The organism is Agrobacterium cavarae, assembly GCF_004310285.1.
Lineage (GTDB): Bacteria > Pseudomonadota > Alphaproteobacteria > Rhizobiales > Rhizobiaceae > Agrobacterium > Agrobacterium cavarae.
Genome location: NZ_SISF01000031.1, coordinates 408,163 through 422,103, shown reverse-complemented (window position 1 = coordinate 422,103; position 13,941 = coordinate 408,163). Strand labels below are relative to the sequence as shown.

Annotated in this window: 14 protein-coding genes; 5 read left to right on the top strand and 9 right to left on the bottom strand. The window is 59.7% G+C overall.

Translation table 11 applies throughout. From position 1 onward, the window contains the following. The first annotated feature begins 107 nt into the window (after positions 1–107). The 4 genes from ccmB to EYC79_RS15315 all read left to right on the top strand — a co-directional run bounded on the left by ccmB (position 108) and on the right by EYC79_RS15315 (position 2,375). Positions 108–767, top strand: a complete 660-nt coding sequence (gene ccmB / locus EYC79_RS15330) for a heme exporter protein CcmB (RefSeq protein ID WP_130978523.1) — start codon at positions 108–110, stop codon at positions 765–767. A 66-nt stretch (positions 768–833) separates the two neighbouring features. Beyond that, positions 834–1,595 carry a heme ABC transporter permease gene (locus EYC79_RS15325; protein ID WP_130978522.1) on the top strand — a complete coding sequence of 254 codons (762 nt, stop codon included), beginning with the start codon at positions 834–836 and terminating at the stop codon, positions 1,593–1,595. A gap of 4 nt (positions 1,596–1,599) precedes the next feature. Beyond that, positions 1,600–1,776 (top strand): heme exporter protein CcmD, encoded by a 177-nt coding sequence (gene ccmD, locus EYC79_RS15320; protein WP_130978521.1) that lies wholly within the window; start codon positions 1,600–1,602, stop codon positions 1,774–1,776. Next, positions 1,773–2,375: a DsbE family thiol:disulfide interchange protein gene (locus EYC79_RS15315; RefSeq protein WP_130978520.1), complete on the top strand. Its 603-nt coding sequence runs from the start codon at positions 1,773–1,775 to the stop codon at positions 2,373–2,375. The genes ccmD and EYC79_RS15315 overlap by 4 nt, the downstream gene beginning before the upstream one ends. A gap of 18 nt (positions 2,376–2,393) precedes the next feature. Here the strand turns inward: EYC79_RS15315 and EYC79_RS15310 are convergent, their stop codons facing one another. From EYC79_RS15310 to leuC, 7 genes are all read right to left on the bottom strand, one after another. Continuing rightward, entirely contained in the window at positions 2,394–3,581 is a 1,188-nt protein-coding gene (locus tag EYC79_RS15310; RefSeq protein ID WP_130978519.1) for a GGDEF domain-containing protein, read from the bottom strand. Between the two features lie 93 nt (positions 3,582–3,674). Next, on the bottom strand, positions 3,675–4,271 hold the full coding sequence (locus EYC79_RS15305) for a DUF2585 domain-containing protein (protein ID WP_130978518.1): 597 nt from the start codon (positions 4,269–4,271) through the stop codon (positions 3,675–3,677). Beyond that, a complete protein-coding gene (locus EYC79_RS15300) occupies positions 4,268–4,918 on the bottom strand; it encodes a septation protein A (protein ID WP_130978517.1) in 651 nt (216 codons plus the stop codon). The genes EYC79_RS15305 and EYC79_RS15300 overlap by 4 nt, the downstream gene beginning before the upstream one ends. Positions 4,919–4,920: 2 nt before the next feature. Then, the gene (gene ftsY, locus EYC79_RS15295; RefSeq protein ID WP_130978516.1) at positions 4,921–6,387 is read right to left on the bottom strand and encodes a signal recognition particle-docking protein FtsY; all 1,467 of its coding nucleotides are present in this window, start codon (positions 6,385–6,387) and stop codon (positions 4,921–4,923) included. 20 nt (positions 6,388–6,407) lie between these two features. After that, positions 6,408–7,682: a tRNA (N(6)-L-threonylcarbamoyladenosine(37)-C(2))-methylthiotransferase MtaB gene (gene mtaB / locus EYC79_RS15290; RefSeq protein ID WP_130978515.1), complete on the bottom strand. Its 1,275-nt coding sequence runs from the start codon at positions 7,680–7,682 to the stop codon at positions 6,408–6,410. Next, on the bottom strand, positions 7,679–8,596 hold the full coding sequence (dapF, locus tag EYC79_RS15285; RefSeq protein WP_130978514.1) for a diaminopimelate epimerase: 918 nt from the start codon (positions 8,594–8,596) through the stop codon (positions 7,679–7,681). Before dapF ends, mtaB begins: the two co-directional genes overlap by 4 nt. A gap of 324 nt (positions 8,597–8,920) precedes the next feature. Then, positions 8,921–10,330, bottom strand: coding sequence for a 3-isopropylmalate dehydratase large subunit (gene leuC / locus EYC79_RS15280; protein WP_130978513.1), 1,410 nt, complete (start codon positions 10,328–10,330; stop codon positions 8,921–8,923). Positions 10,331–10,872: 542 nt separating this feature from the next. On the opposite strand from leuC, the gene EYC79_RS15270 reads away from it, so the two are divergent. Then, positions 10,873–12,165 carry an MFS transporter gene (locus EYC79_RS15270; RefSeq protein WP_130978615.1) on the top strand — a complete coding sequence of 431 codons (1,293 nt, stop codon included), beginning with the start codon at positions 10,873–10,875 and terminating at the stop codon, positions 12,163–12,165. 5 nt (positions 12,166–12,170) lie between these two features. Here the strand turns inward: EYC79_RS15270 and EYC79_RS15265 are convergent, their stop codons facing one another. Then, positions 12,171–12,986 carry an amino acid ABC transporter permease gene (locus EYC79_RS15265; protein ID WP_130978511.1) on the bottom strand — a complete coding sequence of 272 codons (816 nt, stop codon included), beginning with the start codon at positions 12,984–12,986 and terminating at the stop codon, positions 12,171–12,173. A 36-nt stretch (positions 12,987–13,022) separates the two neighbouring features. Next, positions 13,023–13,817 carry a transporter substrate-binding domain-containing protein gene (locus EYC79_RS15260; RefSeq protein ID WP_130978510.1) on the bottom strand — a complete coding sequence of 265 codons (795 nt, stop codon included), beginning with the start codon at positions 13,815–13,817 and terminating at the stop codon, positions 13,023–13,025. Between the last annotated feature and the right edge of the window lie 124 nt (positions 13,818–13,941).

The following is a 13,941-nucleotide window of genomic DNA, read 5'->3' as shown; positions in this document are numbered from 1 at the left end:
CACCGCCAGTCGATCTCCCCCCTTGAGGGGGAGATACCCGGCAGGGCAGAGGGGGGTCCGCAACCGAACCTCTCGGGCGTAAATCCCGCACGCGGGAGCACGCCACGATGACCGCCCTCTTCCTGCGAGACCTCAAACTCTCCATCCGCGCCGGTGGTGGCGCGCTGATCGGCGTCCTCTTCTTCATGACTGTGGTCGCCGTCATCCCCTTCGGCGTCGGGCCGGACCTCAATCTCCTCTCCCGCATCGGTCCAGCCATCGTCTGGATCGGCGCGCTGCTCGCAGCCCTCCTCGGTCTCGACCGTCTGTTCCAGGCAGAAAGAGATGACGGCTCTCTCGATCTGATCCTGATGCATGAAAACCCGCTGGTCCTGACAGTTCTGGTCAAGTGCCTGGCGCATTGGACAGCAACCGGCCTGCCGCTCGTCATCGCTTCGCCTCTTCTCGGCCTCTTCATGAATATGGGCGAAGTCGCCATCGGCGCCGTCATGCTGACGCTGCTCGTCGGCACACCCGCCCTCACCTTCATCGGCGCAGTCGGCGCGGCCGTCGCCGTGGCCTTGCCGCGCGGCGGTTTGCTGGTGTCGATCCTCGTTCTGCCGCTGGCCATTCCTGTGCTGATCTTCGGCGTCAGCGCGTCTTACGCTGCGGTGGAAGATCCGGCCCCCTTCATGCCGCCATTCCTGATCCTGATCGCCATCACGCTCTTTTCATCGGTGGTTGGACCCTTCTTCGCCGCTTTGGCATTGCGCAATTCCGCCGATTGACAAGGATCAATTGCCGCGGCTTCGTCGGCATTGTAAAAGGGCTTCGCCCGGGGCCAGAAAGATGCCATGACCAATACGAGCCTAGCCATCACCAAATTCAGCGATCTCGCCAATCCCACCCGGTTTCTGGCGCTGTCGTCGCGCCTGTTGCCATGGCTGGCGGGGCTATCCGCCCTTTGTCTGTTGATTGGCCTCTATCTCGCCTTCTCGACGGACGGCGATTATCAGCAGGGCAATACGGTGCGGATCATGTATGTGCATGTGCCCGCCGCCTGGCTCTCCATGATGTGCTATACCGTCATGGCGCTGTCGGCCATCGGCACGCTGGTCTGGCGCCATCCGCTCGCCGATGTCAGCCATAAATCCGCAGCGCCGATCGGTGCCGCCTTCACGTTGATCGCGCTGATCACCGGCTCGTTGTGGGGCAAGCCCATGTGGGGCACATGGTGGGTGTGGGATGCGCGCCTGACCTCCGTCTTCATTCTGTTCCTGATGTATCTCGGCCTGATTGCCTTCAACAAGGCGATGGACGATCCATCAAAGGCGGCGCGTGTCAGCGCGGTGCTGATCCTCGTCGGCTTCGTCAATATTCCGATCATCAAGTTTTCCGTCGAATGGTGGAATACGCTGCACCAGCCGGCAAGCGTGATGCGCATGGACGGCCCGGCCATCGATCCGGAATTCCTCTGGCCGCTGCTGACCATGGCTGTCGGCTTCACCCTGCTGTTCTTCACGCTTCATCTTGCCGCCATGCGCAACGAGATCATGCGCAGGCGCATCGCCGCGCAACGACGCCTTGCCGCGCGTGCTGCCGGAAGGGGAGCGTGACACCATGACCCACGCCTTCTACATCGGCATGTCCTACGCGCTAACCGGCCTCATCGTCTTTGGATTGATCGCCTGGGTCTGGCTCGACGGACTCGCCCGCAAGCGCGAAATGAAGGAGCTGGAAGCGCTCGGCATCCGCCGCCGCTCCCGTCCGGCCAAAACCGAGGCATCCTCGACATGAGCGACACGAAATCGCCACCTCCTTCCACATCGCGCGGGCGCTCGCGCTACGTGCTCGCACTCCTGCCGCTGCTGGTCTTTGGTGGCTTCGCGGCGATCGCGGCCAAGATGCTCTATGAGCAGGACGTCAATGGCCTCGATGTCAGCGCCATTCCCTCGGCGCTGATCGGCACGAAGGCGCCTGCGCTGGCGCTGCCGCCACTGGAGGGCTCCAATGTACCGGCGCTCACCGATGCGGCCATTACCGGCAAGCTGACGCTGGTCAACGTCTTTGCCTCCTGGTGCGTGCCCTGCAGGCAGGAGCACCCGATGCTGAAGGAGTTGTCGAAGGATAAGCGGCTCAACATTGTCGGCATTAACTACAAGGACAAGGCCGATAATGCCGTGCGCTTTCTTGGCGAACTCGGCAATCCCTATGCCGCCATCGGCATCGATCCGAATGGCAGGGCGGCGATCGACTGGGGCGTCTATGGTATTCCGGAGACCTATCTCGTCGGCCCGGATGGCACGATCCTCTACAAGAAGGTCGGCCCGATCGACGTGACGACCTATGAGCGTGAATTGATCCCGGCCATCGAAAGTGCTGCTGCCGGAGATTGATGGCAGCGGTGATAAAAGTCAGCTCGCAACCACTTTGAGGCTGGCCGCAGGCGTGACACCCAGAAGCGCAAGTCCTTCCTGGACCACCTGATTTCGGCCCGCTTCCTTCGCCCTGTAGAGGAAGCCATCGGCGCGCGAAATCGCATCATGGATGGAGTGGTCGCCAAGCGCGATGGCGGATATACCGAAGCTGCTGGTGATATGGACCGGAAACGGGCCTTCGGACCAGTTGCGGGCGGCAAAGGCACTGCGCACCATATTGGCCAGTATCGCAAGCTGTGCGGCCGGCATGTCTGGAACATAGGCCACGAATTCCTCCCCGCCAAAACGCGCAACCTTGGCACTGGCAGGCAGAGTTTCTTTCAGAAGCGATGCAAGCGCGATGATCACCCGATCGCCGGTCGCATGACCGAAGCGGTCATTGACCGACTTGAAGTGATCGATATCGCAAATCAGAACTGCGCCTGAAGGCAGTGGCGTCAACCTGAAGTCCGGAGCGGAAAGATCGAAACCCCGCCGATTGAGAAGCCCGGTCAGCGGATCGTGGTCCGCTTCCAGCCGGTGCTGTTCGATAACATCGGCTATCGCACTGCCGAGCACCGAAAGCGCCATGAGGAAGCCGCAGATGCTGGCGGTGAACTGCGCCAGATAGGAATAATCCGAGGTAAAATAGGCACCCACGCTTTCCGGCGAGGAGCCTGTCGTAAACCACAGGAATATGCCAACCCTCATCAGCGTCTCTGCGACCACCAGCGAGGCAGCGGCCAGCAGAACCTTGTCCATCAGGTTTCGTATCTTGCGGCGAACGAGGAAAATGGATGGAGCCAGAAGGAGAGCGAGCCCCATATCGGATGTCGCAAGCTCATTTCTGAGGTTTGGCTGAACCAGGATGAAGAAGCAGACGACAAGATAGGCCGCTATGGCAGCACCGAGCCGCACCCTCACATAGGTTGGCGCTCCAAACTGGACGAGAAGAGCGTGGCCATAAAGGACAAAGGCGGCAAGGAAGAGGAAATCGGCCAGCAGCGCCCCGAAAAGATCAAACCCCTCCGGCAGAACCATCGGCAAGGCAAAACCGGCAGCACCCAGGATGTAACCAAGCCCCCAATAGCGCCCGGGGCGAAAGCCTATGGCCTGCAAGCCGAGGAAGACCACGCCGAAAGTGAACATGATGAAAGGCAGCAGATAGGCAAAATTATCCTGCAAGACGTCGGCCTTCGCGCATGGGAAGAGAGAGGCCTTTAGCTCTAGTGGAGCTTTCTTAATAAAGCCCCCGCCTTCACGCAGAATCTTGGCCGATCAGGCACCAGGAAGCGCGTTTTGCCATTCCTTGACGGCATCCACCGGCCAGACCAGCATCAGCACATTCAGGGTCAGATTGTCACGGATCAGCCAGCCGGTGAAGATCTCGAAGAATATCGCAATCAGGATCGTCAGCCACACCGGCACACGGGCGGCAAAGAAGAAGCCGACGATCATGAACACCGTGTCCATCGCGGAATTCAAAATGCTGTCGCCGCTATAGCCGAGCGCCATGGTGGCAGTGCGGTAGCGGTCGATGATGATCGGCGAGTTTTCCAGGAGTTCCCAGGCCGCCTCCACCAGAACGGCAAGAGACAGCCGAAACGACAAGGGCTTGCTGCGAAAGAGAAGCCAGGCAAATCCGTAGAACAGGAAGCCATGGATGATGTGGGAAGGCGTGTACCAGTCGGCGATGTGCTGTGAGTTACCGGGCGTGTTCACCCCCGGCTCGAACAGCTTTACATAGCCGCATTCGCAAATCGGAACCCGGCCCATCATATAGAGAATGACGATCTGCGCGAGCAGCAGCCCGACGGCCACCCAATACCATTTGATTGAAGACGAGCGGGAGGCCGGCACAGCCGTCGTGGTCATTTGTGGTCCTTGTTCAGCGGTTCGACGGAGTGGCGCATGACGAGCGGCATTTGCGCCATGGTGAAGATGATGGTGATCGGCATGGTGCCCCACACCTTGAAGGCAACCCATGTGTCAGTCGAGAAATTGCGCCAGACGACTTCATTCAGCACCGCCAGGAACAGGAAGAAGAGCCCCCAGCGCAGCGTCAGCTTGCGCCAGCCCTCATCCGTCAGCTTGAAGGCGGAGTTGAAGACGTAGCCGAGCAAGGACTGGCCGAAGAACAGCCCGCCCAGCAGAATGACGCCGAACAGCGTGTTGACGATGGTCGGCTTCATCTTGATGAAGGTATCGTTCTGCAAATAGAGCGTCAGCGCACCGAAGACGAGAACCACGAGGCCGGAAATCAGCGGCATCATCGGCAGGGTTCTGGTCAGGATCCAGGAGACGGTGAGCGCGAGTGCGGTGGCGATCATGAAGAGGCCTGTAGCGATGAAGATCGGACCGCCGAATTCGTGCAGAACGGGCAGCTTTTCCGCCAGCCAGTCGCCCTTGGAGTTGGCGAAGAAGAAAACGACGAGCGGTCCGAGTTCTAAAACGAACTTCAGGAGCGGGCTGATTTCCCGCACCATTTTTTCGCTTTCGCGCTGATTGCTTTCCACATCCATACTCAAACTCCCGCAATCGCCTTGGCGAAATCTTCTGCTTCGAACGGCTCCAGATCGTCCACGCCTTCGCCCACGCCGATGAAATAGACCGGCAACTTATGCTTGGCAGCGATCGCAACGAGGATACCGCCGCGCGCCGTGCCATCCAACTTTGTCATAATAAGGCCCGAGACACCCGCAACGTTGCGGAAAATCTCAACCTGGTTCATGGCGTTCTGACCCGTCGTCGCATCCAGCGTCTGAAGAACGGTGTGCGGCGCCTCCGGATCGAGTTTGGCCAGCACGCGCACGATCTTTTCCAGCTCGGCCATAAGCTCGGTCTTGTTCTGCAGGCGGCCCGCCGTATCGATGATCAGCACGTCGCTCTTTTTGGCCCGCGCCTGTTCATAGGCATCATAGGCAAGCCCTGCGGCATCGGCGCCAAGCTTGGTGCCGAGGAAGTCCGATCCGGTGCGATCCGCCCAGATCTTCAACTGCTCGATGGCAGCCGCACGGAACGTATCGCCCGCAGCCAACATCACCTTCAGGCCGGAGCCGGAGAGTTTTGCCGCAAGCTTGCCGATGGTGGTGGTCTTGCCAGTACCGTTGACGCCGACCACCAGAATGACATGCGGCTTGTGCGACAGATCGAGTTCCAGCGGCTTGGCGACGGGCAGGAGAACCTTGGTGATCTCGCTTGCCATGATCTTGGCGACATCCTCCCCGCTCACATCCTTGCCGTAGCGCTCGGAAGACAGCGCGCCGGTGATGCGCATGGCGGTCTCGACACCGAGGTCGGACTGGATCAGCAGATCTTCCAGCTCATCCAGCGTGTCTTCATCGAGCTTACGCTTGGTGAAGAGGGCCGAAATCTGGTTCGTCAGTTGCGAGGAGGTGCGTGCAAGACCGGCGCGCAGGCGCTGGAACCAGGTGAGCTTCGGTTCAGGTGCGGCCTCGACCGGCTCGACGCGATCCGCAGCGGAGGCGAAGCCTTTTGGAAGGCTAGCCGGAACGGCAGGAGACAATGCAGCGGGCGGAATGCCGCTGGCGGCTTCCGCCTCGTCCAGAATATCATCCAGCGTGTGAGCGTTGAGAGGCGCATCAGCGGAAACAGTATCCAGCGAAACACCATCGACAGCCTCGTCGGCAGCCGCTTCGGCTTCCAGCAGGGAGAGCGGCACCATGCCGATATCGCCGACCAGTTCAGGCCCAGGCAAAAGCGGCGCGTCCTCATCATCCTCATCTTCGACATCGTCGGCGATGTCGGCGACCGGCTCGACATCATCGGAAACAGGCCCTGCGGCGGTTTCCATTTCCACATCGGCAACAGGATCTTCGGCAGGCAGCGTATGTGCTTCCGCCTCGTTCAACGCTTCTTCAAAGGCGCTGCGGTCCTGCTCATGCAAAACGGCCTCTTCGCCTTCGGGCTTATCCGTCTCGGCCTTGTCCTTGCCAAACGAAAAGACTTTTTTGATAAAGCCGAGGGCCATGACTATTCCGTCTCTTGTTTTTAGGCCGCCTGCGCCGCCAGATATTGCATATTCAAGTGCTTACCGTTGTGACCCGTAATGGCAACCCGCGCAAGAGTGCGGGGCGCAAGATCAGGTGCCGCCACCAGGGTAAAGTTATCGGTATGGGCAAAACCATTGTTCTCGACGAGAATCGTCTGCTCGCGTCCAACCATGGCGTCGAGATGCGCAAGGCGAAGCGCCTCTCCACGCGCCCGCAGTTTTGCCGCCCGTTCCTTCACCAGCGCTCGGTCGAGCTGCGGCATTCTTGCGGCAGGCGTGCCGGGGCGCGGGCTATAGGGGAAGACATGCAGGCTGGAAATGCCGCACGCTTCCGCAAGTGTCGCGGCATTCTCCGCCATCTCGTCGGTCTCGGTCGGAAAGCCGGCGATCATATCCGCACCGAAAGCGATCTCCGGACGCAAAGCGCGCACCTCGCGACAGAACCGAATGGCGTCGTCGCGCAGATGCCGACGCTTCATCCGCTTCAGGATCATATCATCGCCATGCTGCAACGACAGATGCAGATGCGGCATGAAGCGTGGCTCGTCGGCAATCAGGTCCATCAGGTGACGGTCCGCCTCGATGCTGTCGATGGAGGAAAGCCTGAGCCTCAAAATATCCGGCACCTGCTTCAGCAGCGTTTTCGCCAAGTATCCGAGCGACGGCTCGCCCGGCAGATCGGCGCCATAGCTCGTGGCATCCACGCCGGTCAGGACGATTTCGCGGTAACCACTTTCGGTCAGCTTGCGCGCCTGATCCACCACTGCACCCATCGGCACTGAACGGGAGTTACCGCGGCCATAGGGGATGATGCAGAAGGTGCAACGGTGATCGCAGCCATTCTGCACCTGAATGAAAGCGCGCACATGCCCATCGATGTGCTTGACCATCTGCGGCGCGGTGGCCTTGACGCTCATGATGTCATTGACGCGCAGCTTCTCTTCCGCCGAGACGCCGAAATCCGGCAGTGCGCGATAGGATGTGCTTTTCAGCTTCTCCTCATTGCCGAGCACGGCATCGACCTCCGGCATGGCGGCAAAGGTCTGCTTTTCCGTCTGGGCAGCGCAACCGGTGACGATGATGCGCGCATGCGGATTGTCGCGACGCGCCCGGCGGATGGCCTGACGTGCCTGGCGAACGGCTTCACCGGTCACAGCACAGGTATTGACCAACACCGAATTGTTGAGCCCCGCCTTTTCGGCTTCAGTCCGCATCACTTCCGATTCATAGGTATTGAGGCGGCAGCCGAAGGTTATGACCTCGACACCGCTCATAAGACGCCCTGCTTCTCGCCCGCCTCTCGCGTCCCCAAGTCGCGCGTCCATGCGCCGGTGACGGGATCGACATGCCCGGCCCACTCCCATTCGGCAGGACCGGTCATGATGACGTGGTTATCCTCCCGCCATTCGATGTTCAGCGGAATGCGAACGGGGCTGGACGCGACATCGATCTCCACGCGGCGACCGGTGCGGCCAGTCCGTGCGCCTGAGACGGCGGCAGCGCAAGCGGCCGATCCGCAGGCAAGCGTCAGACCTGCACCGCGCTCGAAGGTGCGGGTGCGAAGCCGGCTGTCGGAGATGACCTGCGCGAGCGTAATATTGGCCTTTTCCGGAAACATCGGATGGTTTTCCAGCAGCGGCCCGATCCGCTCGAGATCGAATTCCATCGGATCGCGATCCACCCAGAAGATGGCATGCGGGTTGCCCATGGACATGACAGATGGCGAATGCAGCACCGGATCGTCGATGGGCCCGATCTGCAGTTCGATGCGGCTCGTATCGTGAAACTCTTCCGAAAGCGGAATATCGCTCCAGCGGAAACGCGGCAGACCCATATCGACGGAAATCATCCCGTCCTCATGCTCGCTGGCATTGAGGATGCCGGCGACGGTCTGAAAGGTGAAGGCCTTCTTGCCGGTTTCTGACGCCAGCGCCTGCACCACGCAGCGTGTACCATTGCCGCAGGCCTGCGCCTTGGTGCCATCGCAATTGAGAATGTCGATATAAGCGTCGGTTCCGGCAAGGCGCGGATCGTGGATCGCCATGATCTGGTCGAAGGCCGTTTCAGCATCGGCGTTCAGCGCGATCGCCGCCTGCGGCGAGACCATGTCTTTGCGGCCGCGCATATCGACAACCAGGATCTTGTTGCCAAGCCCGTTCATCTTCGCGAATTCGACCGTCTGTGTCATGTGCCTGACCTTGTCCGAGATGGGCGCGCAAGCGGCGCCTAATTCGCCTCTATATGGCGGAATTGCGGGGGAATTACCAGTCTGGGTGCGGGAAAACCAAGTGGGATTGGGCGTGATACCAGTCGTCCAAGGCATGACCAGATGTCAGTTGGTGACCACGAGCCACCCCACCCTCTGCCGTCATCCTCGGCCTTGAGCCGAGGATCCACGATTTCGCTCCTCACATGTGCCATCTATCCTCGCCTCAAGGGCGAGGATGACGAAGGAGAGTGCGGAGCTGTGTCAGCTCCCAAAGACCTTGGGAGCCTAAGCATCAAGCAGTGCTTACTGCCACTCACGCACATCGACGAAATGGCCAGCAACGGCTGCCGCCGCCGCCATGGCGGGAGAGACCAGATGTGTGCGGCTCTTGTAGCCCTGACGGCCTTCGAAGTTGCGGTTGGAGGTAGAGGCGCAACGCTCACCGGGTGCCAGACGGTCGTCATTCATCGCCAGGCACATGGAGCAGCCTGGCTCGCGCCATTCAAAACCAGCCTCGAGGAAGATCTTGTCCAGGCCTTCCTTCTCCGCCTGTTCCTTGACGAGACCCGAGCCTGGAACGATCATGGCCGAAACGGTCGGTGCGACCTTGCGGCCTTCGACGATCTTGGCGGCAGCGCGCAGATCCTCGATGCGGCCATTGGTGCAGGAGCCGATGAAGACGCGATCGATGGCGATATCGGTCATCTTGGTGCCGGGCTTCAGGCCCATATAGTCGAGCGCACGCCACTTGGAATTGCGCTTGTTCTCGTCGGCAATATCGTCAGGGTTCGGCACGATGCCCTGCACCGAAACCACGTCTTCCGGAGACGAGCCCCAGGAAACGATCGGCGGCAGGTTGGCGGCATCCAGAATAACGACCTTGTCGTAATGGGCACCCTCATCCGACTTCAACGTCTTCCAATAGGCAATGGCCTGTTCCAGCGTCTCGCCCTGCGGCGCACGCGGCTTGTCCTTGATATACTCGAATGTCGTTTCATCGGGCGCGATCAGACCGGCGCGCGCGCCGCCTTCGATCGTCATGTTGCAGACGGTCATGCGACCTTCCATCGACAGCGAACGGATCGCCTCACCGGCAAATTCGATGACGTGGCCCGTGCCGCCAGCCGTGCCGATCTCACCGATGATGGCGAGAATGATGTCCTTTGCCGTGACACCGTCCGGAATCTTGCCATCCACACGCACCAGCATGTTCTTGGCCTTCTTCTGGATGAGCGTCTGGGTTGCCAGAACGTGCTCGACTTCGGACGTGCCGATACCATGGGCCAGCGCGCCGAAAGCGCCATGGGTGGAGGTGTGGCTATCCCCGCAAACGATCGTCATGCCCGGCAGGGTGAAGCCCTGCTCCGGTCCGACGATATGAACGATGCCCTGACGCTTGTCGCGCTCGGAATAATATTCGAGGCCGAACTCCTTGGCGTTCTGCGCCAGCGCTTCCACCTGAATGCGGCTCTCTTCGTTCTTGATGCCTTCCAGACGGTCTGCGGTCGTGGGAACGTTATGGTCGACGACGGCGAGCGTGCGTGTAGGCGAATGAACCGGACGACCGGCCATGCGCAGGCCTTCGAAAGCCTGCGGCGATGTCACTTCATGGACCAAGTGACGGTCGATATAGAGAAGACAGGTTCCATCGGGATCGCGGTTGACGACGTGATCATCCCAGATTTTATCATACAGAGTACGCGGTGCGCTCATGGCTTTATCCATTCGAATGTCAAAAAGGAAATTGGGGGATGTGGAGTAAAGGCCGACAGCCTTTTCAGGCCATCAGGCGAACGTAAGTCGGCCGTTGAACGCGCCGGAAACACGCGCGAAAAATCGTGCCGGCAGACGCTTGTGATCCTGCAGCACGAAAATGTTTGGCGCGAGACATCCGAATTTCGATCCCATGCGTCTCTCATAGCAGATCGGCTTTTCAACAGCAACATGGCGCTTTGCGATTGAAAACCGCCCGGCCCGTATTTAAGGAATCTCTCTTGTGCAACGCAAAAAAATGCCGGGCGTTGTGGGCGGGATAAAAGTCTCGTGTGAAACGTTAGAGGACGTCGCGCAAAAGTGGTCACCGGTTTTGCGATAACGACATGCGGCAGAGAAGGACCTAAAGCGTGACGAGCGAATCCGAAGGATCGCGACGCGTTTTAGGACGGCACCGAAACCGCTTTCTCACGATGCCGTGAGAGCCGGTCTCGTCAAATCGGGCGGCACCTCGGCGTGCTGCCGACAGGGAGGGGTACATGTTGGTATCTGAAAAAGCACTTATCTCAAAAATCACATGGCGACTGATGCCGTTTCTCGGGCTTCTCTATCTCATCGCCTATATCGACCGTCAGAATGTCAGCTTCGCCAAACTACAGATGGTCGGCGATCTGGGTCTCAGCGAATATGCCTATGGCCTTGGCGCGTCGCTGTTCTTCATCGGCTATTTCATCTTCGAAGTGCCGAGCAATCTGCTGCTCAATCGCTTCGGCGCCAGGCTCTGGTTTGCCCGCATCATCATTTCCTGGGGCCTTGTGACCATTGCGCTCGCCTATACGAGCAGCCCCACGATGTTCTATATCCTGCGCTTCCTTCTCGGCGTCTGCGAGGCTGGCTTCTTCCCCGGCGTCCTCTATCTGCTGACCCTCTGGTTCCCGCGCGATTATCGCGGCCGCATGGTCGGTCTGTTCATGATCTTCTCCGCACTTGCCAATGCCGTTGGCGCACCGCTTGGCGGCATGTTGCTCGATCTGGACGGCCTCTGGGGCTATGCAGGCTGGGAGTGGGTCTTCCTTGCCACCGGCATTCCGGCCGTGATTGCGGGTATCGTCACCATCTTCTATCTCGACGACAAGCCGGAAACGGCCGCATTCCTGTCGCAGGACGAGAAGGACTGGCTGAACAAGCGCATCGCTTCGGAGAACTCCGGCATGGACGAACATGCAGAGGACGGTTTCCGCGCCCTGATCAATCCGCGCGTCCTTTTCATGTCGCTCTGCTATGTCGGCTTTCCGCTGGCCGCCTATGGTCTGAGCTACTGGCTGCCGACCATCGTCAAAAGCTTCGGCGTGTCGAATACGGCAAACGGCTTCATCAACATCATCCCGTGGCTGATCGTTGCCGTTGCCCTCTATCTGGTGCCATCAGCTGCCGATCGCTCCGAAAAGAAGATCACCTATATCGTCGTGCCTGCCTTCGTTGGCGCCTTCTGCCTGCTGATGTCTGCTCTGATGACATCGCCTGTCGCGCAGTTCGCCTTCCTCTGCATCGCAGCCGCTGGCATCTTTGCCGGACAGCCGGTGTTCTGGAGCCTTCCCGGTCGATTCCTGAAGGGTGCGGGCGCTGCTGCCGGTCTTGCGGCGATCAACTCGGTCGGCAATCTCGGCGGTTTCGTCGCTCAGAACGTCGTTCCCTGGATCCGCGATGAGACGGGAAGCACCATCGCCCCGATGTTCTTCCTCTCGGCCTGCCTCGCGATTGCCGGTGTGCTCGTGATCGTCGCCGGCCGGATGATCGCCAAGCAGATCTCCTCGCAGCCGAACTTAAAGGCCTGAGTCTTTCAACGCCCCTGCTTGCGGCGCATCCCTTTTTCGATGCGCCGCAGAATCAGCGACAGTCCGAGCGTCAGGATCAGATAGACGTAAGCCACGATGGAATAGGTCTCGAAGAAGCGGAAAGAGCCTGCCGCATAGACCTTGCCGAGCTGCGTGATATCCGCAACACCCAGCACCGAGACCAGCGAGCTATCCTTCACCATCGAAACGAAATCATTGGAGAGCGGCGGAAAGATCGTGCGCACCGCCTGCGGAAAGACGACCAGGCGAAAGCGTTGGTAGCGGCTGAGCCCCAACGCCTTGGCAGCCTCGATCTGTCCTTGATCGACAGCCTCGATGCCCGCCCGGAAGATTTCCGCGAGGAACGCTCCGTAGCAGAGCGTCAGCGCCAGGATCGCGCGCCACATCAGCGAAAAGTCGCGCACGATGACGGCCTCGATCCAGCCTGCAGCAATCAGAGGCGTCATCAGCCAATTGACAAAATCCACCAGCAGCGGCGCGCCGGCAAAGGCGATATAGAACAGCACCACCAGGATCGGAATGCCGCGCATCGTTTCGATGTAGAAACGCGCGATCTGCCGCAGGACCATATGATCGGCCATGCCGAGAAGGGCGATCAACAGACCCCAGAGGCAGGCGAGAAAGAAGGCCACCAGCGTGACGAAGATCGTCATGCCGATGCCATTGATGACGGTGGTGAAGACCTGGGCATAGACGCCGTTAACGGCAATCACCCCGGCGAGAATGGCGCCGATACCGATGAGCGACACCAGCCACCAGGGAAAGTCATCCGCCGCCTGTTTTGAATGCGGACGGTTCACGCCGGAACGCTCCAAGGCGATGGCCTGCACATTCGCTTATTCGCCAAGCTTGTAGTCCAGGAACCACTTCTTATCGAGCGCGGCAAAGGTGCCATCGGCCTTCAAGGCAGCGATCGCGGCATTGACGGGTACCACCAGATCGGAGCCCTTCTTGAAGATGAAGCCGAAATCGTCGCCGCCGAGCGGTCCACCGATCAGCTTCAGCGTACCGTTCGACGAATCGACATAGCCCTTGCCGGCAACGCCATCTGTCAGCACCAGATCGACATCGCCGGTGCGCAGCGCCTGCACGGTGGCACCGAAGGTTTCCATCAGCTTGACGCGCGGGTTCTGCTCATTGCCATCGAGATTATCGTAGACGGCCGTATAGAAGGGCGTTGTGCCAGCCTGCGCGCCGATCAGTCCCTTCTCGAAGGCCGCAAAGCTCTTGGGATCGGTGAAGCGGGTCTCGTCTGCCCGCACCAGCATGAACATTTCAGAGCGCATATAGGGATCGGAGAAATCCACCTTTTCCTTGCGCTCTTCCTTGATGCTGATGCCGGTCATGCCGATGTCGTACTGCCCGGCGGAGACAGCCGGGATCATCGCGTCCCAGGATGCATTCTGATACTCGACCTTGGCATTCAGCCGTTTGGCGATCTCGTTCATCGCATCATATTCCCAACCGATCGGCTTGCCCGTCTTCGGATCGACGAATTGCAGCGGCGGATAGGCATTCTCCGTCACCACGACGATTTCGCGACCCTTCAGATCCGGCAGATCAGCGGCCGATGCGAGAACCGGCGATAGCAGTGTGGCGGCGATGGCGATGAAAAACGAGCGTCTGAACAATGGCGGTCTCCTGAAAACAATGGCGGAAATTGACACGCTTTAAACCCGCCACGCAAGAGATATGCGTTTCAAGAAAGCGGTGGCGGTTAGAATGCCACCCGTCTTTCAACCCAGCTTCGCAATG